General features: G+C 72.8%; 20 protein-coding genes. 10 read left to right on the top strand and 10 right to left on the bottom strand.

The window, feature by feature from the left end:
• Positions 1-120: 120 nt before the first annotated feature.
• The 3 genes from FHX31_RS25855 to FHX31_RS25845 all read left to right on the top strand — a co-directional run bounded on the left by FHX31_RS25855 (position 121) and on the right by FHX31_RS25845 (position 2,645).
• Positions 121-810, top strand: coding sequence for an aggregation-promoting factor C-terminal-like domain-containing protein (locus FHX31_RS25855; protein WP_030270729.1), 690 nt, complete (start codon positions 121-123; stop codon positions 808-810).
• 103 nt (positions 811-913) lie between these two features.
• Entirely contained in the window at positions 914-1,570 is a 657-nt protein-coding gene (locus tag FHX31_RS25850; protein WP_013284068.1) for a rhomboid family intramembrane serine protease, read from the top strand.
• Positions 1,571-1,676: 106 nt separating this feature from the next.
• Positions 1,677-2,645, top strand: a complete 969-nt coding sequence (locus tag FHX31_RS25845; protein ID WP_013284069.1) for an NAD(P)/FAD-dependent oxidoreductase — start codon at positions 1,677-1,679, stop codon at positions 2,643-2,645.
• Between the two features lie 12 nt (positions 2,646-2,657).
• Here FHX31_RS25845 and FHX31_RS25840 read toward each other — a convergent pair whose 3' ends face one another.
• Complete coding sequence (locus FHX31_RS25840; protein WP_013474022.1) at positions 2,658-3,344, bottom strand: TetR/AcrR family transcriptional regulator; 687 nt, start codon at positions 3,342-3,344, stop codon at positions 2,658-2,660.
• A gap of 139 nt (positions 3,345-3,483) precedes the next feature.
• Between FHX31_RS25840 and FHX31_RS25835 the strand changes: the two genes are divergently transcribed.
• The gene (locus FHX31_RS25835; protein ID WP_123109746.1) at positions 3,484-4,422 is read left to right on the top strand and encodes an NAD-dependent epimerase/dehydratase family protein; all 939 of its coding nucleotides are present in this window, start codon (positions 3,484-3,486) and stop codon (positions 4,420-4,422) included.
• Here the strand turns inward: FHX31_RS25835 and FHX31_RS25830 are convergent.
• Positions 4,419-5,399 (bottom strand): DMT family transporter, encoded by a 981-nt coding sequence (locus tag FHX31_RS25830; protein WP_486481704.1) that lies wholly within the window; start codon positions 5,397-5,399, stop codon positions 4,419-4,421. The genes FHX31_RS25835 and FHX31_RS25830 overlap by 4 nt on opposite strands.
• Entirely contained in the window at positions 5,396-6,427 is a 1,032-nt protein-coding gene (gene glpX, locus FHX31_RS25825) for a class II fructose-bisphosphatase (protein ID WP_013284073.1), read from the bottom strand. The genes FHX31_RS25830 and glpX overlap by 4 nt, the downstream gene beginning before the upstream one ends.
• A gap of 147 nt (positions 6,428-6,574) precedes the next feature.
• Here glpX and FHX31_RS25820 point away from each other — a divergent pair, with 147 nt between their 5' ends.
• Together FHX31_RS25820 and FHX31_RS25815 are read left to right on the top strand one after the other, a co-directional pair.
• Positions 6,575-7,264, top strand: a complete 690-nt coding sequence (locus FHX31_RS25820) for a DUF4245 domain-containing protein (protein ID WP_184977346.1) — start codon at positions 6,575-6,577, stop codon at positions 7,262-7,264.
• Positions 7,265-7,356: 92 nt separating this feature from the next.
• A complete protein-coding gene (locus FHX31_RS25815; protein ID WP_184977345.1) occupies positions 7,357-8,196 on the top strand; it encodes a hypothetical protein in 840 nt (279 codons plus the stop codon).
• Positions 8,197-8,236: 40 nt separating this feature from the next.
• Here FHX31_RS25815 and FHX31_RS25810 read toward each other — a convergent pair whose 3' ends face one another.
• Together FHX31_RS25810 and xseA are read right to left on the bottom strand one after the other, a co-directional pair.
• Positions 8,237-8,449: an exodeoxyribonuclease VII small subunit gene (locus FHX31_RS25810; RefSeq protein ID WP_013284076.1), complete on the bottom strand. Its 213-nt coding sequence runs from the start codon at positions 8,447-8,449 to the stop codon at positions 8,237-8,239.
• 13 nt (positions 8,450-8,462) lie between these two features.
• On the bottom strand, positions 8,463-9,629 hold the full coding sequence (xseA, locus tag FHX31_RS25805) for an exodeoxyribonuclease VII large subunit (protein ID WP_041784137.1): 1,167 nt from the start codon (positions 9,627-9,629) through the stop codon (positions 8,463-8,465).
• Between the two features lie 195 nt (positions 9,630-9,824).
• Between xseA and FHX31_RS25800 the strand changes: the two genes are divergently transcribed.
• Both FHX31_RS25800 and FHX31_RS25795 read left to right on the top strand, forming a co-directional pair.
• Positions 9,825-10,814: a 4-hydroxy-3-methylbut-2-enyl diphosphate reductase gene (locus tag FHX31_RS25800; protein WP_030270742.1), complete on the top strand. Its 990-nt coding sequence runs from the start codon at positions 9,825-9,827 to the stop codon at positions 10,812-10,814.
• A 38-nt stretch (positions 10,815-10,852) separates the two neighbouring features.
• The gene (locus FHX31_RS25795) at positions 10,853-11,263 is read left to right on the top strand and encodes a hypothetical protein (RefSeq protein ID WP_047893788.1); all 411 of its coding nucleotides are present in this window, start codon (positions 10,853-10,855) and stop codon (positions 11,261-11,263) included.
• Positions 11,264-11,321: 58 nt separating this feature from the next.
• Here FHX31_RS25795 and FHX31_RS25790 read toward each other — a convergent pair whose 3' ends face one another.
• Together FHX31_RS25790 and FHX31_RS25785 are read right to left on the bottom strand one after the other, a co-directional pair.
• Complete coding sequence (locus tag FHX31_RS25790; RefSeq protein ID WP_184977344.1) at positions 11,322-14,612, bottom strand: S8 family serine peptidase; 3,291 nt, start codon at positions 14,610-14,612, stop codon at positions 11,322-11,324.
• Between the two features lie 148 nt (positions 14,613-14,760).
• Positions 14,761-15,939 (bottom strand): DNA recombination protein RmuC, encoded by a 1,179-nt coding sequence (locus FHX31_RS25785; protein WP_151013422.1) that lies wholly within the window; start codon positions 15,937-15,939, stop codon positions 14,761-14,763.
• A gap of 54 nt (positions 15,940-15,993) precedes the next feature.
• On the opposite strand from FHX31_RS25785, the gene FHX31_RS25780 reads away from it, so the two are divergent.
• Positions 15,994-16,806 carry a hypothetical protein gene (locus FHX31_RS25780; protein WP_013474030.1) on the top strand — a complete coding sequence of 271 codons (813 nt, stop codon included), beginning with the start codon at positions 15,994-15,996 and terminating at the stop codon, positions 16,804-16,806.
• Positions 16,807-16,970: 164 nt separating this feature from the next.
• Here the strand turns inward: FHX31_RS25780 and ppc are convergent, their stop codons facing one another.
• The gene (ppc, locus tag FHX31_RS25775; RefSeq protein ID WP_047893793.1) at positions 16,971-19,757 is read right to left on the bottom strand and encodes a phosphoenolpyruvate carboxylase; all 2,787 of its coding nucleotides are present in this window, start codon (positions 19,755-19,757) and stop codon (positions 16,971-16,973) included.
• A 123-nt stretch (positions 19,758-19,880) separates the two neighbouring features.
• Positions 19,881-20,909, bottom strand: a complete 1,029-nt coding sequence (locus FHX31_RS25770) for an ABC-2 transporter permease (protein WP_013474033.1) — start codon at positions 20,907-20,909, stop codon at positions 19,881-19,883.
• An 84-nt stretch (positions 20,910-20,993) separates the two neighbouring features.
• Here FHX31_RS25770 and FHX31_RS25765 point away from each other — a divergent pair, with 84 nt between their 5' ends.
• Complete coding sequence (locus FHX31_RS25765) at positions 20,994-22,034, top strand: S66 family peptidase (protein WP_184977343.1); 1,041 nt, start codon at positions 20,994-20,996, stop codon at positions 22,032-22,034.
• Positions 22,035-22,061: 27 nt separating this feature from the next.
• Here the strand turns inward: FHX31_RS25765 and FHX31_RS25760 are convergent, their stop codons facing one another.
• Positions 22,062-22,973, bottom strand: coding sequence for a cyclase family protein (locus tag FHX31_RS25760; protein ID WP_184977342.1), 912 nt, complete (start codon positions 22,971-22,973; stop codon positions 22,062-22,064).
• Positions 22,974-23,076: the final 103 nt, after the last annotated feature.

The raw sequence follows: 23,076 nt of genomic DNA, 5'->3' as shown, positions 1-23,076 counted from the left end.
CCACTCGGGAGCCGGACACGGCCCCGGAGTCACACCGATACCGGTGCGCTCACGGCACCCGGCGTGACCCGACCCGGCCATGCGCGTGCCGTGTCCCTGCCCCCGACGAAGGGAAACTTCGTGAGTCGGCTGTGGAGCCGGTTCGGCGCCCGTACGGCCGCTGTCGCGCTGCTCTCCGTGGGCGTCGCCGGCGGCTTCTATCTGGGCGAGGATCGACAGACCCAGCAGCAGGGCCTGACCGCGCAGGTCGGCCTGAAGGTCGACCAGACGGAGTACGCGTACCAGCGCGACCGGCTGTCCGACCACCGCGTGGACTCGTCCCGGCAGCGTGCCGCCGAGTACCAGGCGAAGCTGCGTGCCGCCGCGGCGGCGAAGGAGGCCGCCGAGCGGGCCAGGAAGGCCGAGGCGGCCGCCGCCACCCGCAAGAAGGAGCGGGCCGCGGCCGAGGAGGAGGCGGAGGCGAAGGCCAAGCCGTACGACGGCCCGATCCCGTCCTCGTGCGCTGAGTACAGCGGCAACCGGAAGATCGGTTGCGCCATCATGCTCGACAAGGGCTTCGGCATCGACCAGTTCCCCTGTCTGGACAAGCTCTGGACCAAGGAGAGCGGCTGGAACCCGAAGGCCTCCAACAGCTCCTCCGGGGCGTACGGGATCCCGCAGGCGGTGCCGGGCAGCAAGATGGCCTCGGTCGCCGACGACTGGAAGACCAACCCGGCGACCCAGATCACCTGGGGTCTCGGCTACATCAAGGGCCGGTACGACACTCCCTGCGGCGCCTGGCAGAAGTCGCAGAGTTCGGGCTGGTACTGACATCACCACGACGGCGGGACACGCGGACAGACCCGGGTGTCCCGCCGTCGTCGTACCGCCGTCCGACTGGCGGCCTGCCGCATTTGCTGATAGCTCTTGGTAGGTGACCTGGCACGGCGGCCCCAGTGGCGACCCCTACCGGTTCGGCACCGACGCGTTCTATGCGGCGCTCGGCCGGGCCTTCGTCGCCATGTGCGCGGTCGTCCCGGTGCTGTTCCTCATCGAGGCGCTCGACGTCGGCCTGCGACTCGGCCTGGACTACACCGCCGGCATCATCCCGCAGCGGCTCCAGGGCCTGGACGGTGTCTTCTTCTCGCCGTTCCTGCACGCCGGCTGGAACCACCTCTACAGCAACAGCATCCCGCTGATCCTGCTCGGCACGTTCGTGCTCGCCGCCGGCACCCGCCGGTTCCTCTGGTCCACCGCCGTCATCATCCTGGTCAGCGGTCTGGGCGTCTGGTTCACCGGCTCACCCAACTCGGTGGTGGTCGGTGCCAGCGGCGTGATCTTCGGCTACCTCGGCATCCTGCTCACCCGGGGCGTGGTGGAGCGGAGCTGGTGGAACTTCGCCGTCGGCCTGCTGGTCGGGTTGCTCTACGGCTGGCAACTGCTCGGCATCCTGCCGACCGACGAGCGCATCTCCTGGCAGGGCCACCTGTTCGGGCTGCTCGGCGGCGTGGTCGCGGCGATCCTGTTCCGCCGCCGCAACGACACCGGCGAGTCCGACCGCCTCGGCTCACCGAGGATGACGCTGCCCTGACGGCGCGTTGATCGAACCGCGGGACGTCCTTGCCCGCGGCCACCTGCCCGCCTACCGTTTCCGCATCAGCACGGGGTGATCCCGAAGCGGAAAGTGACGGTACGCCATGCGCGAGGTCGATGTCGCCGTGATCGGGGCCGGTCCCGCCGGGCTCTTCGCCGCCTACTACGCCGGTTTCCGTGGACTCTCCGTGTCGGTGATCGACGCGCTGCCCGAGCCGGGCGGTCAGGTCACCGCGATGTACCCGGAGAAGCTGATCCTCGACGTCGCCGGCTTCCCCGCGATCAAGGGCCGCGAGCTGGTCACGAACCTGGTCGCCCAGGCCGCGCCGTTCCGTCCCGACTACCGGCTCGGCGTACGCGCGGAGAAGCTGTCCTACCTGGACGGCCGGCCGGTGCTCGGCCTGGCCGGCGGCGAGCAGCTCAGCTGCGGCGCGGTGCTGGTCACCGGTGGGCTCGGCAGCTTCACGCCCCGGCCGCTGCCGGTCGCGGAGAGCTTCACCGGCGGTGGGATCGTCTACTTCGTGCCGCAGCCCACCGAGTTGACCGACCGGCACGTGCTCATCGTCGGCGGCGGCGACTCGGCGTTCGACTGGGCGGCCACGCTCGCGCCGCTGGCCCGGTCGGTGACGCTTGTGCACCGGCGGGACCGCTTCCGGGCGCACGCGGCCACCATCGAGCGTGTCCGCGCGCTGCCGGTGCGGATCGTGGTGAACGCCGAGGTGAGCCGGCTCTACGGCGAGGAGACCGTCACCGGCGCCGAGCTGACCGTACGCGGCGGCGAGGTGGAGACGCTGCCGGTGGACACCGTGGTGGCCGCGCTCGGCTTCACCGCCGACCTCGGCCCGCTCGCCGAGTGGGGGCTGAACCTCGACCGTCGGCACATCGTGGTGGACAGCGCGATGGCCACCAACCTGCCCCGGGTGTTCGCGGCCGGGGACATCACCGAGTACCCGGGCAAGGTCCGCCTGATCGCCACCGGCTTCGGTGAGGCCGCCACCGCCGTCAACAACGCGGCTGTCGTCATCGACCCGACCGCGCACCTGTTCCCGGGTCACTCCTCCGACGGCACCTGACGCCGACCGGCGTCAGGGCAGGCCGACCAGGTCGGCCATCAGGCCGATCTGGTGGTCGAAGTACTCGTCGCGGTGCGGCAGCGCCCGGTTGATCCGGCCGAACAGCTCGAAGCTGATCAGCCCGAACAACTGGGTCCAGCCGGCCATGCCGCGGGCCAGCAGCGCGGGCGGCACGTCCATCCCGATCAGCTCGACCAGTTCGGCCACGTCGCCGCGCAGCGGCTCGGGCAGATCCTCGTCGGGCGGGGCGAGCCGGCCGGAGGCCAGGCCGTCGCGCAGGATGCCGACCAGGGTCACCGGAGGGCGCTGGGCCGGCACGACGGTGTCGTCCGGGGCCGCGTACCCGGGCACCGGGCTGCCGTAGAGCAGCGCGTACTCGGCGGGGTGGTCGAGCGCCCACGCGCGGGCGGCCCGGCAGGCGGCGAGCCAGCGTCCGCGCAGGTCGGCCTGGTCGGCGGCGGCGTCGGCCGCCTCCACCGCGTCGCCGAGCGCGTCGTACGCCTCCAGGATCAGCGCGGTGAGCAGGTCGTCGCGGCTGGGGAAGTAGCGGTAGATCGCCGAGGAGACCATGCCGAGGTCGCGGGCGACCGCGCGCAGGGAGAGGTTCGCGCCGTCGGTGTCCAGGTGGCGGCGGGCGACCGTCTTGATCTCTTCGATCATCCCGGCGCGGACCCGGGCGCGGAGCGAGGGAGCGACCATGTCCCCACTCTGCCACGACGAGAGCAGCAATCAAAAGAGAGAGCACTGCTCTTGACTTGCGCCGCTTCCGTGAGTCATGCTCTGTTCCGAGAGCGGTGCTCTCGATTCGAATTACTGCTTCAGTGAAGGTGGACCTGTCATGGCACTGCACGTGATCGTCGGCGCCGGCCCCGTCGGCACCGCCACCGCCCGCCTCCTCGCCGAGCGCGGCGAGCGGGTGCGGGTGGTCACCCGGCGCGGCACCGGCCCCGAGCACCCGGCGATCGAGCGGGTGGCCGCCGACGCCGCCGACGCGGACCGGCTCGCCGCGCTGACCGAGGGCGCGGACGCGCTCTACAACTGCGCCAACCCGCAGTACCACACGTGGCCGACGGACTGGCCGCCGCTGGCCGCCGCCCTGCTCACCGCCGCCGAGCGCAGCGGCGCCGTGCTCGCCACAGTCGGCAACCTCTACGGGTACGGCCCGGTCGACGCCCCGATGACCGAGGCGACCCCGCTCGCCGCCACCGGCGTCAAGGGCCGCGTCCGCAACCGGATGTGGGCCGACGCGCTGGCCGCCCACCGCGCCGGCCGGGCCCGGGTCACCGAGGTACGCGGCTCCGACTACATCGGCCTCGGCGGCACCTCGCTGCCCATGATGGTGCTGCCCAAGGTGCTCGCCGGGCAGCGGGTGTTCCTGCCGGTCGCCTGGGACGCGCCGCACACCTGGACGTACGTGGGGGACGTGGCCCGTACCCTCGTCGCCGCCGCCACCGACCCGCGCGCCTGGGGACGGGCCTGGCACGTGCCCAGCGCGCCCCCGATGTCCATGCGGGCGCTCGCCGACCGGGCGGCGAAGCGGGCCGGGGTGCCGGCGCCCCGGCTGACCCGGATGCCCTACCCGGTGCTCTGGCTCGGTGGTCTGGCTGACCCGTTCGCCCGGGAGATGCGGGAGACCGCGCACCAGTTCGCCGGGCCGTTCGTGATGGACTCCACCGCGGCCAGCGAGACGTTCGGGATCGAGGGGACGCCGCTGGACCGGGTCGTCGACGAGATGGTGACCGGCCTGCGCGCCGCCGCGCCCGCCGCCGCCCGCTAAGGGCGGCGGGTCGGGCCGAAGGCGGCGACGAGCACGGCGACCATGGTCAGCGCCGCGCCGAGCAGCGTGTCCAGCCCGGGGTGCGAGGCGGCGGTCGGCAGGACCAGATCCAGCAGCACCGCGCCGACGATCTGCCCGGCGATCGTGGCCAGGCCGAGCAGCAGGACACCGGTGAACCGGACGAGGGCGGCGGCCAGCGCGATGAACACGATCCCGAGCGGGCCGCCGAGATAGAGCCACGGCTCGTCCGGGAACGCGCCCGCCGGCCGTCCGCGTACCGCCAGGTCCACCGCGAAGGTGACGAGCAGCGCCGCCGTACCGACTGTGAAGTTCACGAGCGTGGCGGTCATGGCACTGCCCGCCGCCGCCCGGACCCGACCGTTGACCGCCTGCTGCCAGGCGATGCCCACCCCCGCCGCCAGCGGCAGCAGCGCCAGCGCCAGCGCGTGCGGGTCGCCGAGCCGGTCGCCCACCGCCAGCAGGACGGCGAGCACTGTGAGCACCGCGCCGATCAGCCGGTTCGGGGTGACCGGCTGCCGGCCGGCCGGGCCGATGCCGGCCCGGTCGACGAGCAGGCTGCTGCCGGACTGCCCGGCCACCACCGCGACGGTGAAGACCGCGACGCCGAGCGCGCCGATGGTCAGCCCCTGCGTCGCCACCAGGAACGCGCCGCAGACGCCGCCCAGGCACTGCCAGGGCCGCAGCGCGCCGGAGCGCAGCGCGCCGCGCAGGGCGGCCAGTCCCCGCCGGCCACCGGGGGTGGCGGGGACCAGCACCAGCAGGATCAGCAGGCCCACACCGAACGAGACCACCGCGGCGGCGATCCCGTCGGCCAGGCGTACGCCCAGCTCACCGTTGATCCGGGACTGCACGGCGACCATCACGCCCGAGGCGGTGGCCAACCCGACACCGGCGACACGTCGCCCGGTCGACAGCGTCTGCGGTGCCGGTGGTGCCGCCGTCCCGGCCCGGCTCACTCCTGCTCGGCCAGCGGGCGTCCGTCGAAGTCGACAGCCGAGTAGAGGGCGAGCTTCTCCAGGCGGTGGTACGAGTCGATCACCCGGATGGTGCCGCTCTTGGAGCGCATCACGATCGACTGGGTGTACGCGCCGCCGGAGCGGTAGCGCACACCGCGCAGCAGGTCGCCGGAGGTGACACCGGTGGCCACGAAGAAGCAGTTGTCGCCGGTGACCAGGTCGTCGGTGAACAGCACCCGGTCCAGGTCGTGCCCGGCGTCCAGCGCCTTGCGACGCTCGTCGGAGTCCTTCGGCCAGAGCTTGGCCTGCATCATGCCGCCCATGCACTTGAGCGCGCACGCGGCGGTGATGCCCTCCGGGGTGCCGCCGATGCCCATCAGCACGTCCACGTCCGACTCGCCGCGGGCCGCCGCGATGGCGCCCGCGATGTCCCCGTCGGAGATGAGCCGGATCCCGGCACCGGTACGCCGGATCTGCTTGATCAGGTCGTCGTGGCGCGACCGGTCCAGCACGCACACGGTCACCTCGGCGGCGTCAGTGCCCTTGACCTTGGCGATCCGGTTGATGTTCTCGGCCACCCCGGCGTTGATGTCCACCACGTCGGCGTACATCGGGCCGACCGCCAGCTTCTCCATGTAGAAGACGGCGCTCGGGTCGAACATCGCGCCGCGCTCGGCGACCGCGAGCACCGCCAGCGCGTTCGGCATGCCCTTGCTCATCAGCGTGGTGCCGTCGATCGGGTCGACCGCCACGTCCACCTCGGGGCCGGTCCCGTCGCCGACCTCCTCGCCGTTGAACAGCATGGGGGCGTTGTCCTTCTCGCCCTCGCCGATCACCACGACGCCGCGCATCGGGATCGAGTTGATCAGCTTTCGCATGGCGTCGACTGCTGCGCCGTCGCCGCCTTCCTTGTCGCCCCGGCCGACCCAGCGGCCGGCGGCCATCGCCGCGGCCTCGGTGACCCGGACCAGATCGAGGGCGAGGTTGCGGTCGAGATCCTGGGGCGTCCGCGTCCTGGTGGTTGTCATGGCGGCCTCCTCGCGACGTTGCGGGGTGGGACCGGCGGCCACCGCCGCCGGTTTTGTCGCTGATCCTCACACGATCTCAGGTTCGCCGTCCCGGCGGGGCGGAGGAGGCCAGGATCACGTCACCCGGTGGGCTGCGACAATGGCCGGGTGGAAGCCGCACAGCCTGCCGACCGCACACCGACCGACGCCACACCGCCGGAGGGCCAGCCGCCGGTCCGACCGGACGGCGCCCCGGCCCCGTCCGAGGGTCAGCCCGCGCTCGTCGCGGAGCGGGGCGAGCCGGCCCCCGCGGTGGACACCCCCGCGCCGCCGGCGGGCAAGGAGAAAGCCCGCTCCGAGCGGTCGCCGAAGGACATGGCGCTGTCCCTGCTGATCCTGCTGGTCCCGATCGCGCTGCTGCTCGCCTTCTACCGGGGCTTCCTCGGCGGCGACTCGCCGGTCACAGTCGACCCGGCGCCCGCGCTGGAGCAGGCCCGCTCCGCGAACGCCTTCCCGGTCAGCGAGCCGACCGGGCTGGGCGACGACTGGCGTACGGTCAACGCCCGCTTCCGGACCGAGGCGGACGGCTCGACGCTGCGGATCGGGTACGTGACCCCGGAGGGCCGGGGCGCGCAGCTCGTGGAGAGCAACGTCCCGGCGGAGAGGCTGCTGCCGGCCGAGCTGACCGAGGGGCAGCCGCAGGGCGCGGCCGACCTGCCCGGCGGGCTGAGCTGGCAGCGCTACACGGCACGCGGCAACGAGCAGGCGCTCGTCCTGCTGGAGCCGAACCGTACGGTGATCGTTGTCGGTGACGCGGGGGAGACGGAGCTGCGCAAGCTCGCCACGTCGCTGCGCTGACGTCCTCCCTCCGGGTGACGCGGGATTGCGGAACCCCGCTTCCGGGAACAGAAGGGACATCGAGCCCGGACGACCCACCTGGAGAGGTTGACGTGAAGATTCGACGCTTCAGCGCCACCGCGTTCGCCGCGGCGCTGCTCATTCCCGGCCTGGCGGCCTGCAACGGCAACGGGACGACGTCCGACGCCTCCGCGACCCCGAGCGCCTCCGGCAGCGTCGCACCGAGCGCCACGGCGTCCAGCAGCGCGGCCAAGCAGGCTCTGCTCGACTCCACGAACGCGATCCGTGAGGGGAACTTCAAGTTCTCCATGACCGGCGCGGGCTCCACCGCCGAAGGGCAGGTGCACGAGCCGAGCCAGAGCGCCGACATGCGGATGACCATCGGCGACCCGTCGTCGGACCTGATGATGAAGCTGGACCTGATCCACGCCAAGCCGGACAGCTGGGTCAAGCTGGAACTCGGCGGCACCGCTGCGGCGCAGATCCCCGGCGTGAAGAACCTCAACACCGGCAAGTACCACCACCTCGACCAGAACCGGGTCAAGGGCAACCGGGCGCTGGGCTTCGACTTCGAGAAGCTCGACCCGGCCGGCAGCGCCGTGCTCACCCAGGGCATCACCGAGGTACGGCAGACCGGCGAGGGCGCGTACGAGGGCACCGTCGACGTGTCGAAGGCCGCCGAGGCGGGCTCGCTCGACCCGGCCGTGATCACCGCGCTCGGGGCGCAGGCCCAGTCGGTGCCGTTCACCGCCAAGGTCGACACCCAGGGCCGGCTCAGCGAGATGGTGCTCAAGATCCCGGCCGCCGGGCAGAGCGCCGCGCAGGACCTGAAGATCACCTACACCGACTACGGCAACGCGTCGCCGGCCCAGAAGCCCTCGGCCGACCAGGTCGTCGAGGCCCCCGCCGAGCTGTACAACCTGTTCAACTGAGGTCTGCGGTGGGGTTCGGCGATCGCGCCGAATCCCACCGTCACTCCTCGGCGCGCTGGCGAGCGGCGTCGATGCGGGCGCGGGCGCCGTCCAGCCAGCGCTGGCACACCCCGGCGAGCTGCTCGCCGCGCTCCCAGAGGGCCAGCGACTCCTCCAGCGAGGTGCCGCCCGCCTCCAGCTTCTCCACCACCGAGGCCAGCTCGGCGCGGGCCTGCTCGTAGCTGAGCTGTTCGTCCTGCTTCGTCCCGGTCATCGTCTCTCTTCCCTCAGCCGTCGACGGTGGCGGTCAGCTCGCCCTCGGCGAGGCGTACCCGCAGTGGATCGCCCTTGGCCACCTCGGAGGCCGCGCGGACGACGTGGCCGTCGGCGCGCTGCACGATCGCGTAGCCGCGCTCCAGCGTGGCCGCCGGGGACAGCGCGCGCAGCCGGGCCAGCGTGTGCCGCAGGTCGTCGGTGGCGCCCCGCAGCCGATGCTCCAGGGACCGGCCGGCGCGGTCGCGCAGCGCGGACACGTCCACCGCCCGCTGCTCGACCATCACCTGCGGCCGGGCCAGCACCGGGCGGGAGCGCAGCAGGTCGATCCGGTGCTGCTCCCGGTCGACCAGGTGACGAACGGCCCGTTCGAGCCGGGACCGGGCCTGGCCGATCAGCCGGGTCTCCTCGGTCAGGTCCGGCACGATGCGCTTCGCCGCGTCGGTCGGGGTGGAGGCGCGGACGTCGGCCACGTAGTCGAGCAGCGGCGCGTCCGTCTCGTGGCCGATCGCGCTGACCACCGGCGTGCGGCAGGCGAAGACCGCCCGGCACAGCGCCTCGTCGGAGAAGGGAAGCAGATCCTCGATGCCCCCGCCGCCCCGGGCGATGACGATCACGTCGACGGCCGGGTCGGCGTCGAGCACCTTGAGCGCCCCGACGATGTCCGGCACCGCGCTCGGCCCCTGCACCGCCACGTTGATCGTGCGGAAGTCGACGGCGGGCCAGCGGCGGCGGGCGTTGGTCAGCACGTCCCGCTCGGCCGCCGAGGCTCGGCCGGTGATCAGGCCCACCCGGCCGGGCAGGAACGGCAGCCGCCGCTTGCGGGACCGGTCGAACAGGCCCTCGGCGGCGAGCAGCTTCTTGAGCTTCTCCAGCCGGGCCAGCAGCTCACCGAGGCCGACCTGGCGGATCTCGTCGGCCCGCAGGCTGAGCGTGCCCCGCGCGGCGTAGAACTCGGGTTTGGCGTGCAGCACCACCCGGGCGCCCTCGCGCAGCTCCGGCGCGCCCGCGTCCAGCACGTCGCGGTTGGTGGTGACGGTCAGGCTGAGATCGGCCGACGGGTCGCGCAGCGTGAGGAAGACGGTGCTCGCGCCGGGGCGGCGGCTGATCTGCGCCACCTGGCCGTCGACCCAGACCCAGCCCAGGCGGGCGATCCAGGCGCCCACCTTCTGGCTGACCACCCGGACCGGCCACGGCTCCTCGGCCGTGCTGCGCCCGTCCGACCTGCTCTGCCCGTCCGACCTGCTCTGCCCGTCAGACGTGCTCCGCCCCTCCTCGCCCGCGCTCACCCGCCCACCCTACGGCCCGGGACCGACCGCACCCGCGTGCGCCTCGCGGCCGCTGCCGCGCGGGAGGGCGGCACGTACGATGGGCGGGTGACTGACGCTGAGACGACTCCCCGGACCGGCAAGCGCGTGCTCCTGGCCAACCCCCGCGGCTACTGCGCGGGCGTGGACCGGGCGGTGCAGACCGTCGAGGAGGCGCTGAAGCTCTACGGCGCGCCGATCTACGTGCGCAAGCAGATCGTGCACAACAAGCACGTGGTGCGCACGCTGGAGGCCCAGGGCGCGATCTTCGTGGAGGAGAACGAGGAGGTGCCGGAGGGCGCCACAGTCATCTTCTCCGCCCACGGCGTGGCCCCCGAGGTCTACGAGCAGGCCAAGCAGCGCTCGCTGCGGGCGATCGACGCCACCTGCCCGCTGGTCACGAAGGTCCACCACGAGGCCCGCCGGTTCGCCGCGCAGGACTACGACATCCTGCTCATCGGCCACGAGGGGCACGAGGAGGTCATCGGCACCGCCGGTGAGGCCCCCGCCCACATCCAGCTCGTCGACGGCCCGGACGGGGTCGACAAGGTCACCGTGCGCGACCCGGAGAAGGTGGTCTGGCTCTCCCAGACCACGCTGTCGGTGGACGAGACGCTGGAGACCGTGGCCCGGCTCAAGAAGCGGCTGCCGCTGCTCCAGTCGCCGCCCAGCGACGACATCTGCTACGCGACCTCCAACCGCCAGCACGTGGTCAAGGAGATCGCCCCCGAGTGCGACGTGGTGATCGTGGTCGGTTCGCGCAACTCCTCGAACTCGGTCCGGCTGGTCGAGGTGGCGCTCGACGCCGGGGCCCGCGCCGGCTACCTGGTCGACTTCGCGCACGAGATCGAGGACGCCTGGCTGACCGGCGCCCGGACCGTGGGTGTGACCTCCGGCGCGAGCGTGCCGGACGAACTGGTCCAGCAGGTGCTCGCGCACCTCGCCGAGCGCGGCTTCGGCGACGTCGAGGAGATCACCACCGCCGACGAGCGGCTGACGTTCTCGCTGCCGCAGGAGCTCAAGCGCGACATGAAGGCCGCCGCCGCGGCCCGCGGCTGACCGGGAACGGATCGGCCGTCGGCCGCGTCCAACAAACCATGAAGACTCCTCGTACGGTGCTCGTCGCACTGCTCGCCGGTCTCGCGCTGACCGCCTGCGCCGCACCCGGCGACGGGTCCGCCGATTCCAACCCGAGCCCGAGTACGACGGGAGCCGCCCCGGTGACCAGCCAGCCCGACCCCGGCACCAGCCCGAGCCGTCCGGACCCCTCCTGGAAGGGCGGGCCGTCGACCCCGCCGGGTGTCGGCGGCACCGTCATCAGCGGCACGGTGCAGGCCGGCGTCGAGCCGAACTGTCTGCTGCTCGACGGCCACCTGCTCGTCGGTGGCCCGCGCGACGTGCTCAAGGCCGGCGCCAAGGTCGAGGTCACCGGCCGCCCCGAGCCGGGCATGATGACCACCTGCCAGCAGGGCACCCCGTTCGTGGTCGAGTCCGCCCGCCCCGCCTGACGACACGAAGGAGCCCCGCCCCCTACGAGAGGGGACGGGGCTCCTTCGTGTCAGCGGATCAGTCGACCGAGACGACCTCCACCGAACCGCGGCCGACGACCGCGCCCTCGGTGGTGGTGACGGCCATGTCGCCGTACAGCTCCCGGCCGGCGGCCGGGGTGGACAGGGCGGTCACCGCACCGGTGAGGGTGGCGGTGGCGCCGTTGGCCAGGGACAGCGGCGTGGACGGGGCGGAGAGCGTGCCCAGCGCCGGGGACGCGAACGAGTCCCGGTAGTCGTACGCGGTGCTCGGGTCGCTCATCGAGTAACCGTCGACCACGACCCGGTAGGTGCCGGGCGCCGGGTTGGTCAGCGTGACGGCCTCCTCCGAGTCACCGTCGGCTGCCTGCCCCACCTGGGTGGTGCCGCGGAACACCGTCAGGTCCAGGTCGGCGCTCAGGTCGGACGGGTTGCCGATCCGGGCGGTGAACGAGGTGGCGCCCGCGGGCACCTCCACCACGTACTCCTGGCTGGCGCCCTCGGTGATGCTCGGCCGCTCGGTCCGGACGCTGGCCAGCGGGCCGCCGACGCCGGTCACCTGGACCGGGCCGAAGGTGTTGGTCAGGCTCCAGCTCACCGGGGACGGGGTGCCGGCGGTGACCGACGGGAGCTGGACGACGGCCGGCTCCACCTTGACGCCCTGCACGCGGGCCTGGAGCCGGAACGGGTTGTCCAGCGCCGGCGAGGTGCGACGCGCCTCCACCTCGATCTCCCACACGCCCGGCAGCGGGTTCTGGTAGTCCCGCTCCTGCGGCTTGCAGACCGCGGCGTCGGAGAAGTTGGTGTAGCAGGCGGTGCTGGCGGTGCTCTCGACCGGCACGCCGTACGGGTTGATGGCGATGAACCGGGTCTGCGAGCCGGTCGCGATGCCGGACAGGTTGACCTGGAGCGCGCCCGCACCCGGCGGGACGGTCACGAAGTACGACCGGAAGCCGTTGCGCTCGACCGAGCCGTCGGCCGAGAACGAGAACGCCGGAGCGGCGACCGGGTTCGAGGCGATCACGACGGTGGCGACCTCGAAGTCGACGACGGAGGTGGCCGGGTCGTCGACGGTCATGATGGCGCCGTGCGCGCCGGCCGTCATCGGCTTGGCCTTCACCTTGACCGTGACGGTCTTGTTCAGCGGCAGCCAGACCACCTTGGGGGCGCTGTAGGTGCCGTCGTTGCCGCGGAAGGCGACCTCGTGCTTGACGCCCTTGTTCGGGCCGCTGGTACGGGTCAGCTTCACCTCGTAGTGGCGGCTCTCCTTGACCTTCTGGCCACCACGGTCGGCGGCGCAGCGGTTGTAGAGGCCGGTGCCGACGTTCGGGTTCGGCACGAACGTGCCGGAGGCCCGGTCGTAGCGGGTCAGGTTCGGCGACAGCTCGGTGCAGACCGGCGCCTCGGAGGTGTAGGTGCGGGTCTGCACGCCCTTGGCGAGCAGGCTCCACGCGCCCGGCACGTTGAACATGCCGTAGCCCTGCGCGTACGTCGGGACGCCGGTGATCGGCTGGCCCGAGGTGTAGACGGCCCGGCGCAGCGCGGCCGGGGTGACGCCCTTGCCGGTCGCCTTGGCGGCCGACAGCAGCAGCGCGGCGGCGCCGGTGGCCTGCGGAGCGGCCATCGAGGTGCCGTTGAGCATCTGGTAGCCCGGGGGCAGCGGGTAGCCCGCCTCCGGCACCGGGCTGCCCGCCTGCCAGGTCGGCGCGGTGGAGATGGCCGAGCCGGGGGCGGTGATGTTCGGCTTGAAGCCGCCGTCCTCACGCGGGCCGCGCGAGGAGAAGTTGAACAGCGCGTTGTCCTTGCGGACCACCGAACCGTAGTTGGCCAGCCAGGTGTCCTTGCTGACGCTCGCCGCGACGCTCACCACGTCGGTGGCGACCGACGGGTCACCGACCGTGTTCACGCCCGGACCGGAGTTGCCGGCCGAGATGAACAGCTGCACACCGTAGGTGTTGATCAGGTCGTTGTAGAGGACCGCGCGGGCGTTCGAGCCGTCGTTGAGCGCGGGCAGACCGCCGATCGACATGTTCACCACGTCGACCTTGCGGTTGATCACCAGGTCGGCCATGCCGGTGGTGAGCGCCGCCGCGGTGCAGCCGCCGCCCCACGAGCAGGCGCGGGCGGAGACCAGCTTGGCACCCGGGGCGGCGCCGTCGAAGGCGCTGTTACCCAGCATGTCGTTGGCGGCGGTGATGCCGGCGACGTGGGTGCCGTGGGTGCTCTCGATGATGCCGATGTTGACGTAGTCGACCAGGCCGGGGCCGCCGACCGGGGCGGTGTTCACGTTGCGCCGGTACTCGACCACGAACGGGATCTGCTCGCGTACCGCGGTGGCCGGGTTGTCCGTGCCGAAGTGACCGACCTGGAACTTCTCCTTGTACGGCCGCATCACCTCGTCGTCGGTGAAGTCGTTGTTCTGGTTCGCGTCGACGCGCACGTCACCGGTGGTGGGGTTGTAGAGCACGCCCCAGAAATCGGTGGTGTCGCCGTCGCGGTTGAGGTCACCCCGCGCGTCGCTGTTCGCGGTGATGTTCTCGCGGAAGACGTTGAACCGGTAGTTGCCGGCCGGTGCCGTCCAGGTGCCCAGCGAGGTGGTGAACTCCGGGCCGCTGACCTCGGTCAGCATCGGCCGCCAGGATGCGTCCTCCAGCGGGTCGGTGGCGGTGACCCAGTCGACGATCTTGCGCTCGCCGGTGGTGGTCGTCTGGAGCGCCGGCTGGTCGAGGTCCACACCGGAGTCCATGATGCCGATGGTGACACCGCGGCCGTCCCACTGCGGGTTCGCGGCCTTGAAGGCCTCCGCGCCGGTCTCGTTGGTCGGCATGTACGGGTTCACCGCACCGGTGTCACCGCCCGGCCCGGCCAGCGCCTGAGCCTGGGTGGCGGACTTGGCGCCCTTCGGTGCCGCCTCGGGCGCCGGGTCGGGGAGCTTGATGGTCTCGTCCAGGTCGACGGCGGCGACACCGGGCAGCGTGGCGGCCTTGAGCGCCTTCGCGGTGGGGACCTTCGCCAGCACGTAGCCGATCTGGTCGTACCGCTGGCTGACGGTGGCGCCGAGGCCGGTCAGGCCGTCGACGACCTTCTCGGCCGAGCCCTTCTTCGCCGCGATGATCATCGTGACGGTCGGCGCGTTCTTCGCCTCGGCCTCGTCGAGCAGCTTGGCGTCGTGTGCGCCCAGTGCCTTCGCGGCGGCCGGCAGCGAGGGGTCGGCGGCGGGGGCGGCGCTCGCGGTACCGGCGCCACCTCCCACGGTCAGGGCGCCGGCCGCGAGGACCGAGGCCAGAAGCGCGGCGGACGGTCGCCGGCTGCGCGTGCGGGGTTTACTCAACGTTCTCTTCCTCCAGAGAACAGGGCCCTCGTGGGGCAGGGCACGTGTGACGGTGATCCTGCGTGTCACGACGACATGTGTCACTACCCGGCCTCGGTTTGTGATCAGTCCGTGACACGGATCGGTCTACGTCACCGCGCGTGCCGTGTTAGGCGTCGACGTCCGTCGACCTTTCGGCCGATGTGGACGGCGTGCCCAGCAACTCGGGTGCCTGCGGCTGCCTCGGCGCCAGCTCGACCTGCGCCGGCGCGGCCAGCTCGTCGTCGGAGACGCCCAGCTCGGCCAGCTTGCGGGCGCTGACGAGCACCCGCGCCTCCAGCGACCCCACCGCCCGGTTGTACGCCGTCACCGCACCGCTCAGCGAACTGCCGAGCTTGCCCACGTGGTCGCCCAGTGTGGACAGCCGCCCGTACAGCTCGCGGGCCAGCGAGTGGACGGTGGCGGCGTTACGCGCCAGCGCCTCCTGCCGCCACGAGTAGGCCACGGTGCGCAGCAGCGCCACCAGCGTGGCCGGCGTGGCGAGCACCACGTTGCGGGCGAACGCGTGCTCCAGCAGGGACGGGTCGCGTTGCAGTGCCACGTCGAGGAACGGGTCCGCCGGCACGAACAGCACCACGAACTCGGGCGTCTGGTCGAACGCCGACCAGTAGGACTTGGCCGCCAGGCCGTCCACGTGCGCGCGCAGGTGCCGGGCGTGCGCGTCCAGGTGGGTGTCGCGCCCCCGCTCGTCGCGCGCCTCCATCGCGGTCAGGTACGCGTCGAACGGCGCCTTCGCGTCCACCACCACCGTCCGGCCGCCGTGCAGCCGCACCACCAGGTCGGGGCGTACCCCCTGGTGGTCGGTCGCGGCGGTGACCTGCTCGCTGAAGTCGCAGTGTTCGAGCATGCCTGCGGCCTCGACGATCCGGCGGAGCTGGTGCTCGCCCCAGCGGCCCCGCACCTGCGGCGCGCGCAGCGCGGCGACCAGCTGCTTGGTCTCGGTGCGCAGCTCGCCGGAGACGGCGCTCATGGACCGCACCTGCTCGCGCAGTTCGGCGTACGCGTCGACGCGGTCCCGCTCCAGCTCCGCCACCCGCTGCTCGTAGCGGCGCAGCGTGTCGTGCAGCGGCGCGACCGCGCGGGCCACCGCCTCCTGGGACTGCGCCGTCGCCTCGTAGCTGAGCGCCCGCATGGACTGCTCCAGCCGGCCCTCGCCGGCCCGGGTGGCGGCGAGTGTCGCCTCCAGGCGGGCGATGTCGGCCGCCGCGCGCGCCCGCGCGGCCAGCCAGCCCACCGCGCCGCCCGCGGCGAGGCAGAGCACCACCACGGCCAGCGTCGCAAAGCTCATGGCCAAGAGCTTGCCAAACGGGTACGACGAGCGCCCGGTGGGTACGTTCGAGTCATGGAGTTCGCGTTGTGGCTGGTCCTGATCCTGCTGCTCGGAGGTGCGTTCGTGTTCTGGCGGAGGGGGAGCAGATCGCGCCGGGCGAACGAGCTGGCCGACGCCCGCGCCGAGGCGCAGCGCTGGTACGAGCGGCTCGGCGGCCAGCTGATGAACCTGCACGGCGACGCTCCGGCGGTCCGGCAGGCGCTCGCCGACGCCGGTGAGCGGTACAACGCGGCCGGTTCGCAGCTGGAGCAGGCGACCACGCCGCGTCAGTTCGGGCTGGCCCGGGAGACCGCGCTGGAAGGGCTTGCTTACATCCGGGCGGCGCGGACCGCGATGGGCATCGACCCGGGCCCGGAGCTGCCGCCGCTCGCCGCTGCCCAGGGCGCCGGCGCGCTCACCAAGGAGCGCCAGGTCGACGTGCAGGGGCAGACGTTCCGGGCCGGCCCGCAGCCGGGGAACGCGACGCCCTACTACTACCCGGGTGGCCGGTTCCAGGGGCGGCCGGTGCCGGCCGGCTGGTACTCCACGCCGTGGTGGAAGACCGCGCTCGGCGCAGGCGTCGGCGTGGTCGGCGGTCTCCTGATCGCGGACGCGCTGTTCTCACCCGCGTTCGCCGACCCCGGGTACGACGCCGGCTACCAGGAGGGCTTCGGCGACGGCCAGGACTTCGGCGACCAGGGCGGCGACATGGGCGGCGGCGACACGGGCGGCGGTGGTGACTACGCCGGTGGCGACTTCGGCGGCGGCGGGGACTACGGCGGCGGCGACTTCGGTGGCTTCGGCGGCGGGGACTTCGGTGGTGACTTCGGCGGCGGCGACTTCTAGGCGGCGACTTTAGTCGACGCCGCCGCGCCAGGCGCCGCCGCGTCGGGCGCCGCTCGCGTCGGGCACCGCTCGCGTCGGGCACCGCTCGCGGCGCGCCGGGCGCAGGCGTTAAGAAGGGCCCCCTCTTATGCACGAGGCGTTAAGAGGGGGCCCTTCCTTACATCTCAGCCGGTGTTGCGCATGCCGGCGGCGATGCCGTTGACGGTGGTCAGCAGCGCCCGCTCCAGCGCCGTACCGTCGTTCGGGGCCCGCCGCCCACCCGGCGCGGTCACCACCGCACGCCCGGCGGCGCCGGATTCGCGGTACTGCCGCAGCAACGCCACCTGGAGGTGGTGCAGCGGCTCCAGGTAGGTGTCCCGCACGGCGAGCGTGCGCTGGAGCACCGGCGAGTTGTCCAGCAGCGCCGGTGCGGCGGTGACCGCGAGCACCTCCTGCTTGGTCAGCTCGTACTCCTGCTCGATCTTGTCGAAGATCGGGTGCAGCTTCTTCGGCACCAGCGTCTCGACGTAGCGCCGGGCGATGGTCAGGTCGGTCTTGGTCAGCATCATCTCGACGTTCGACAGGAACGTGCGGAAGAAGTGCCAGTTCCGGTTCATCTCGGCGAGCACGTCGGCCAGCCCGGCCGCCCGCGCGGCGGCCAGACCGGAACCCACGCCGAACCAGCCCGGCACGATCTGCCGGGTCTGCGTCCAGCCGAACACCCACGGGATGGCGCGCAGGCCGGACAGGCCGGCGCCGGTGTTCGGGCGCTTCGCCGGCCGGGAGCCGATGTTCAGCGCGCCGAGCAGCTCGGTCGGCGTGGAGGCCCAGAAGTACGCGGGCAGGTCCGGCTCCTCGACCAGCGACCGGTACGACCGGAATGCCGACTCGGACACCACGTCCATCGCCGCGTCCCAGCGCTCCAGCATCTCGGCCGGCTGCCGGGGCGCGGTGTGCAGCAGCGTGGCCTGGAGCACCGCGGCCACCGTCAGTTCCAGGTTCTCCCGGGCCAGCGCCGGCAGCGTGTACTTGTCGGAGATGACCTCGCCCTGCTCGGTCACCTTGATCGCGCCGTCCAGCGTGCCGTACGGCTGAGCCAGGATCGCGTCGTGGGTGGGGCCGCCACCACGGCCGACGGTGCCGCCGCGGCCGTGGAACAACCGCAGGTGCACGCCGTGCCGCGCGGCCACGTCCCGCAGCGAGCGCTGCGCCCGGTGGATGGACCACTGGCTGGTGGTGATGCCCGCCTCCTTGTTGGAGTCGGAGTAGCCGAGCATCACCTCCTGCACGTCGCCCCGGGCTGCCACGAGCGCCCGGTACGCGGGCAGCGACAGCAACTCGTCCAGCAGCTCACCACCGGCGTTCAGTTCGGCCGGGGTCTCCAGCAGCGGCACGATGCCGATGCGGGCCCGCCCGGAGTGCACGTCCACCAGGCCGGCCTCGCGGGCCAGCACCACGGCGGCCAGCACGTCGTCGACGCCGAGCGTCATCGAGATGATGTACGACTCGATGACCTCGGGGCCGAACCGGTCCTGCGCCTCGCGGATCGCCGCGAACACGTCGAACGTCTTGCGGGCCGACTCGGTGAGCGGGCTGTCCTGGGTGGAGAGCGGCCGCCGGCCGGTCAGCTCGTCGGCGAGCAGCTTGGTGCGCTCCAGCCGGGACAGTGCCGGGTAGTCGGAGACCTCGCCGACCGCCTCGTAGAGCTGGGCCAGCACCTCGTGGTGCTTCTCCGCGTGCTCCCGGATGTCCATGGTGGCCAGGTGCAGGCCGAACGCGGACACCGTACGGATGGCCGAGGCCAGCCGCCCGACCGCGGTGAGCTGGCCGGAGTTGCGGGCCAGCGAGGCGCGCAGCAGTTCCAGGTCGGCGATCAGCTCGGACGAGCCCCGGTAGTCCCGCCCCGGCACGTGCGGGGTGTCGGCACGCAGCCGCTCCCGGGTGTTGGCGAGCTTCGCCTTCACACACCGCGCCTTGAGCCGGTACGGCTCCTCCGCGTTGACCCGGCGGAACCGGGGCGCCACCTCGGGCAGCGCGTCCAGGTCCTTGGCCAGGCTGGCGGACAGGTCGAGCGACACCGCACGCAGCCGCCGGGACACGCTGACCTCGGTGATCAGCTCGTCCATCGCCTTCTCGGTGGCGGCGATGCCGTGCTCGTGCTGGATGCGCAGCACTTCGCGGGTGACCACCGGCGTGACGAACGGGTTGCCGTCGCGGTCACCGCCGATCCAGGTGCCGAAGCTCAGCGGGCGGGACGTCGGCGACGTCTCCACGCCGAGCGTGCGCAGCGTGTCGGCGAGGTCGTCGAGGACTTGCGGCGCGGCCTCGGCGTACAGGTCGCGCAGGTAGTAGATCGCGTTGCGCGCCTCGTCGGTCGGGTCCGGCCGGTCCAGCCGCAGCTCGTCGGTCTGCCACATGAGATCGAGCAGTTCGGCCAGGCGCCGGTTCGCCGGGCCCTCGTCGCTGGCGCCGTACAGGATCGCGTTCGCGGTCTCGGTGTCCAGCTCGTCGGCGACGGCGCGCAGCTTGGACAGGATGGACCGGCGGGCCGCCTCGGTGGGGTGGGCGGTGAAGACCGGGCGTACGGCCAGCCGGCGGGCCGCGGCGGCGATCTCCTCGGCCGGTACGCCCCGCTCGGCGATCATCTTGGCCGCCTGGTCCAGCCAGCCGCCGTGTGTGGCGCGGCGGCGGCGCAGGTCCCGGGCGCGGTGCACCTGCTCGGTGATGTTCGCCAGGTGGAAGTAGGTGGAGAAGGCGCGGGCCAGCTTCGTGCCGGTGGTGACGTCGAGCCCGGCGAGGCGCTGGGCCGCGGCCGGTACGTCGGAGCGGACCTGGGCGCGGATCTCCTCGACCAGGTCGAGCAGCGGCCGGCCCTCCTGACGGGCGAGGGTCTGCCCGAGCAGCGTGCCGAGGCGGCGGATGTCGGCCCGGAGAGCGGCGTCGGGGCCGTCGTGGTCGTGCTGGTCGGTCACGGTTGCGCTCCTTACGCGAGGACGAAGGACAGCGCTGTCCGACTCCTCTGGATGGTATCCGCGCGGCCCCGGCGGACAGGAGGGGGACGGCGTGATGATCTGCACTCTGGGACGGTCCGCCGGTCAGCCCCGCTCGCCGGCGTGCCGTCCCGCCTTCGGCCGGCGGCGTGCCCGGAACACGGTCGCGGTGAGCAGGCCGGTCAGGCCGGCGACCACCCAGACCAGCAGTCCGGTCAGTGCCCAGCCGCCGCCGCGCCAGTCGAAGTAGATGGCCGACTTGAACAGGTCGGTGGCGAGGCCCGGAACGTTCCAGCGGTGCATCCCGCGCAGGAACGGCGGCAGGAACTCGGGCGCGTAGATGCCGCCGGAACCGGGGTTGCCGAGCACGACGAGCAGCAGGATCACGATGCCGGTGCCGAGCAGCCCGAGCCAGCCCTGGACGGCGGCGGCGACCATCCCGGCCGCGAACGCGGCGAGCGCGCCGACCACCGCCACCGTCGCCACCTGATCGGGGAACACGCCGAGCACCGGCCCGACCAGGATCGCCCCGATGACGCCGAGCAGGATCGCGTGCACCGCGAGCGTGGCGATCCGCAGCCCGGCCCGGCGCAGGTCGCGCGGGCTGGTGCCGAGCGAGATGCCGAGCGCCGTGGACGCCAGGTAGCCGCCGAGCACCACGCCGACGGCCAGGTAGAACGGGACCAGGCCCCGCGGGTCGTCGGCGGAGACCGGCACGTCGTCGGTGACCTCCAGTGGCACCCCGGCCTGCCGGGCCGCCTCGGTGAACACGTCGGTGACGAGTTCGGTGGCGGCGGGCGCTCCCGCGCTGGCGGTGGCGAGCGTCAGGCCGCCGTCGGGGGCGGAGCTGAGCACCGCGTACACCGATCTGTCGGTGAGACCGTCGGAGGCGGCGTCGCGGCTGTCGTACCCGACGGGTTTGATCGTGTCGGTGCGGGCGCGGACGGCGGACATCACGGCCTGGGCCTGCTGGTCGCTCGTGACGACGGCGACCGGCACGTCGCGCGGGTCCGGCTTGTGCAGCGCGCCGACGTAGGCGGCGATGAACGCGCTGGCCAGCGCCAGGGTGCCGAGGATCAGCGCCGCCGTGCGGGGCAGCCAGTCCCGGGTACGCAGCTCCGGCTCGTCGTCCACGGCCTCAGCCTATTGCGGGCATATGCCCGGCTCATGGGGTTTCGTCGGGCGAAAACCGCTGGCCCGGGCCGATAACGTCGGGCCATGACGGTGCCTGTCTATCCCGCCAAACCGCAGCCCGGCGACCGGGTCGCGGTCGTCTCACCCTCCGCCGGCCTGCCGGGTCTCTTCCCCCACGTGTACGAGCTGGGCCTGCGCCGGCTCCGCGACGAGCTGGGGCTGGAACCGGTGGAGTATCCGACCACCCGGGTCATGGGCGCCGACCCGCGCGACCGGGCGCGTGACCTGACCGCCGCGTTCCCCGACCCGACGATCACCGCCGTGCTGGCGACGGTCGGCGGGGACGACCTGATCACCGTCACCCCGTACCTGGACGACGACGTGTTGCGGGCCAACCCGAAGCCGTACTTCGGCTACTCGGACAACACCAACGTGCTCAACCACCTGTACCGGCTGGGCGTCGTCGGCTACCACGGCGGCTCCGTGCTCGTGCACCTCGGGCGCTCCGGGAAGCCGCACCCGCTCACGCTCGACTCGCTGCGCGCCGCGCTGTTCACCACCGGCTGGTACGAGCTGACCGCCGCCTCCGAGTGGGGCGACGAGCCGCGCGACTGGCGTGACCCGGCCACGCTCGCCGAGGAGCCGCCGATGTACCCGTCCGAGGGCTGGCGCTGGCACGGCCCGGCCCGGGTGGTGCAGGGCCGGACGTGGGGCGGCAACCTGGAGATCCTGCACTGGCTGATGGCGGCCGACCGTGTTCCGCGCGCGGCCGATCTGGCCGGCTCGGTACTGGTGCTGGAGACGTCGGAGGAGATGCCCACCGCGCAGGAGGTCTTCCGGATCGTGCGCAACATGGGCGAGCGGGGTCTGCTCGCCGCCGTCCCGGCGTTCGTGGTGGGCCGCCCCAAGGCGTGGGACTTCGACCGGCCGCACTCGGTCGCGGAGCGGCTGGCCTGGGCCGCCGACCAGCGGGCGGCGATCCTGTCGGCGCTCGCCCCCTACGCCGGCGACCCGGTGGTGGTCTTCGACGTCGACCTGGGCCACACCGATCCGCAGGTGATCATCCCGTACGGCGGCGAGATCCGCGTGGACGCGGCCGAGCGCCGCATCGCCGTGCGCTACTGACGGCGGCGTCGGGCCGACGGCGCGGGGTCAGGCGTCGACGACGGCGAAGGCGCGCACCGGGAACGTGCCCATGCCGGCGACCCGCGGCGGAGCGGCGGTGAACCGGAAGCCGGTCGGCGGCAGCGCGTCCAGGCCGGTCAGGTGCTCCACGATCGGCACCCCGGCGGCCAGCAGACCGGTGTGCGCCGGGCGCTGACCTGCTGCCGCCGCCGTCATGTCGTCGATGTTGATCGAGTCGATGCCGACGAGCGCCGCGCCCGACTCGGCCAGCCACTGGGCGCCGTCACCGGTCAGGTAGGGCGCGTCCGGTGCGGCGTACGCGTCGGTGCCGAAGTGCGCGTCCCAGCCGGTGTGCAACAGCACCGCGCACCCGGCCACGTCGTACGGGGCGAGCATCAGCCGGTCCACCGCCCGCGTACCGGCCGGCACGCGTACCACCAGGCCGGGCAGGTCGGCGAGGCGGTCCAGCGGCACCCCGGTCAGGTCCGGGCCGTCGGCGAAGCGGTGCGACGGCGTGTCCACGTACGTGCCGGTGTTGGCGATCATGTCGATCCGCCCGACCTGGAACTCGACACCGGGCGCGTACCGGCTCCGGGACGCCTCCCGGGTCAGCCACTCGCTGATCGCCGGTGCGGGCCAGCCGGGCAGCGTGACCAGGCCGTCGGTGATCACGTGACTCAGCTCGACGAGTTTCCGCCCGCCGCCCGTGGCCGGGGCGGCCACCCCGCGTCCGCCCTTGTGCGGCTCCTCGACGACGGTCCGGTTCGTGATCCGTACCTCGCCGACCATGAGCAGCCCCAGGTGCCGGACCAGCAGCGCGGCCACCTCGTCGTCGGTGACGTCGGGGTGCGGCACGTCCAGCCGGAACCCGTCGGTGCGCAGACCGCCACCGTTGGAGAAAACCACCTCGGCGTCGAAGACCGTCCGATACTCGACCATCCGCCCACCGCACCACGCCCGGTCGCAGCCGGTCAAGATCCAACGTCGGGCGGGCCCGGTTCGTCGGTGGAGGGGGATAGGCTCGAACGGTGCACCCCCCGTC

This window comes from Micromonospora sp. CNZ286, assembly GCF_014207755.1.
Note: the sequence above shows the minus strand (reverse complement) of the source record. Positions and strands in the feature narration are given on the sequence as shown.

Bases quoted from the DNA above. Each gene is read 5' to 3' on its own strand.
- FHX31_RS25835 (WP_123109746.1), top strand. From the start codon at position 3,484: ATGGCACTGCACGTGATCGTCGGCGCCGGCCCCGTCGGCACCGCCACC.
- FHX31_RS25845 (WP_013284069.1), top strand. From the start codon at position 1,677: ATGCGCGAGGTCGATGTCGCCGTGATCGGGGCCGGTCCCGCCGGGCTC.
- FHX31_RS25785 (WP_151013422.1), bottom strand. From the start codon at position 15,939: ATGAGCTTTGCGACGCTGGCCGTGGTGGTGCTCTGCCTCGCCGCGGGC.
- glpX (WP_013284073.1), bottom strand. From the start codon at position 6,427: ATGACAACCACCAGGACGCGGACGCCCCAGGATCTCGACCGCAACCTC.
- FHX31_RS25840 (WP_013474022.1), bottom strand. From the start codon at position 3,344: ATGGTCGCTCCCTCGCTCCGCGCCCGGGTCCGCGCCGGGATGATCGAA.
- FHX31_RS25765 (WP_184977343.1), top strand. From the start codon at position 20,994: ATGACGGTGCCTGTCTATCCCGCCAAACCGCAGCCCGGCGACCGGGTC.
- FHX31_RS25760 (WP_184977342.1), bottom strand. From the start codon at position 22,973: ATGGTCGAGTATCGGACGGTCTTCGACGCCGAGGTGGTTTTCTCCAAC.
- FHX31_RS25795 (WP_047893788.1), top strand. From the start codon at position 10,853: ATGAAGACTCCTCGTACGGTGCTCGTCGCACTGCTCGCCGGTCTCGCG.
- FHX31_RS25780 (WP_013474030.1), top strand. From the start codon at position 15,994: ATGGAGTTCGCGTTGTGGCTGGTCCTGATCCTGCTGCTCGGAGGTGCG.
- FHX31_RS25810 (WP_013284076.1), bottom strand. From the start codon at position 8,449: ATGACCGGGACGAAGCAGGACGAACAGCTCAGCTACGAGCAGGCCCGC.